We start from the raw sequence: 1,980 nt of genomic DNA, 5'->3' as shown, positions 1-1,980 counted from the left end.
CCCTGGTCCTTGAGCAGGTCCACGACCGGCGACAGTGGCGGGACGTACCAGACCATGGGCATCGTGCGGTACTCGGGGTGCAGGGGCAGGGCCACCCGCAGCTCTTTGGCCAGGGTGTAGACCGGGGACTTCCGCGCCGCGTCCAGCCAGTCCTCGGGGATGCCCTCGGCCCGGGCGGCGGCGATCACTGTCGGGTCGTGCGGGTCGAGCATCAGGTCCAGTTGCGCCTCGTAGAGGTCTTGTTCGTCCGGTGTCGCGGCGGCTTCGGTGACCCGGTCGGCGTCGTAGAGGAAGATGCCGATGTAGCGCAGCCGGCCCACGCAGGTCTCGGCGCACACCGTGGGGATCCCGACCTCGATGCGGGGGTAGCAGAAGGTGCACTTCTCGGCCTTGCCGGACTTGTGGTTGTAGTACATCTTCTTGTACGGGCAGCCGGTGACGCACTGGCGCCAGCCGCGGCACTTGTCCTGGTCGACCAGTACGATGCCGTCCTCGGTGCGCTTGTAGATCGCCCCCGAGGGGCAGGAGGCCATGCAGGAGGGGTTCAGGCAGTGCTCGCAGATCCGGGGGAGGTAGAAGGCGAAGGTCTGCTCGAACTCGAACTTGATCTTCTCCTCCGACTCCTTCCGGACCTTCTCCACGATCGGGTCCAGGTGGCCCATCTCCGGGGCGCCGCCGAGGTTGTCGTCCCAGTTGGCCGACCAGGAGATCTTCATGTCCTCGCCGGTGATCAGGGACTTCGGTCGGGCGACGGGGAAGTCGGTGCCGGCGGGGGCGTTGGTGAGGGTCTCGTAGTCGTAGGTCCACGGCTCGTAGTAGTCGTTGAGCTCGGGCTGGACGGGGCTGGCGAACAAGCCGGCCAGCTTCGCCCAGCGCCCGCCGGATTTGAGCTTGAGGTTGCCGCGGCGGTTGAGCTCCCAGCCGCCCTTCCACTTCTCCTGGTCCTCGTACCGGCGGGGATAGCCCTGCCCGGGACGGGTCTCCACGTTGTTGAACCACACGTACTCCGTGCCGGCGCGGTTCGTCCACGCCTGCTTGCACGTCACCGAACAGGTGTGGCACCCGATGCACTTGTCGAGGGCCATCACCATGGCGACCTGGGCCATGACTCGCATCAGTACTGGACCTCCTGGGAGCGCTTGCGGACCACGGAGACGATGTCGCGCTGGTTGCCGGTGGGCCCGAGGTAGTTGAAGGCCCAGGACAGCTGCGCGTAGCCGCCGATCATGTGGGTGGGTTTGACGAGGATGCGGGTGACCGAGTTGTGGATCCCGCCGCGGCGCCCGGTCGCCTCGGACTTCGGGACGTCGATCAGGCGCTCCTGGGCGTGGTGGACGTAGACCACCCCGGCCGGCATCCGGTGGGAGACGATGGCCCGGCCGATGTAGACGCCGTTGGTGTTGAGGCACTCGACCCAGTCGTTGTCGGCGACCTCGATGAGTGCGGCGTCCTGGGGGCTCATCCACACCGTGGTGCCCCCGCGGGCCAGGGAGAGCATGAACAGGTTGTCCTGGTACTCCGAGTGGATCGACCACTTGTTGTGCGGGGTCAGATACCGCACGGCGATCGACAGCTCCCCGCGCTGCCCGAGCTTGGGTTCCCCGAACAGGCGGTGCATGTCCAGGGGCGGGCGGTAGATCGGCAGGGACTCACCCATGTCCTTGAGCCAGTCGTGGTCCAGGAAGAAGTGCATCCGTCCGGTGAGGGTGTGGAAGGGCTTGAGGCGTTCGATGTTGATGGTGAACGGGGCGTAGCGCCGTCCCCCGGTCTCGGAGCCGGACCACTCCGGGGAGGTGATCACCGGGACCGGGCCGGCCTGGGTGTCGGCGAAGGTGATGCGCTTCTCCTCGGAGCCGCGGGCGAGGTCTGCGAGCTCCACCCCGGTGCGCTTCTCGAGGGTCTCGAAGCCCTGCACGGCCAGCTCCCCGTTGGTGGTGCCGGAGAAGAGGAGGATGGCCTCGGCCATCCGCGCGTCGGTGT

2 protein-coding genes are annotated in these 1,980 nt (G+C 67.3%); both read right to left on the bottom strand.

Going from position 1 to position 1,980, the window contains the following annotated elements:
• Positions 1 to 1,115, bottom strand: a 1,115-nt coding sequence (gene narH, locus ACP7CD_RS18355; RefSeq protein ID WP_426120829.1) for a nitrate reductase subunit beta, incomplete at its 3' end; no start/stop codon positions are given.
• Positions 1,115 to 1,980, bottom strand: an 866-nt coding sequence (locus ACP7CD_RS18350) for a molybdopterin dinucleotide binding domain-containing protein (protein WP_426120828.1), incomplete at its 5' end; no start/stop codon positions are given. The genes ACP7CD_RS18350 and narH, both read right to left, overlap by 1 nt.

Source organism: Kocuria sp. LHG3120, from assembly GCF_049897445.1.
GTDB lineage: Bacteria > Actinomycetota > Actinomycetes > Actinomycetales > Micrococcaceae > Kocuria > Kocuria rosea.
This window is presented reverse-complemented; position numbering and strand designations above follow the sequence as displayed.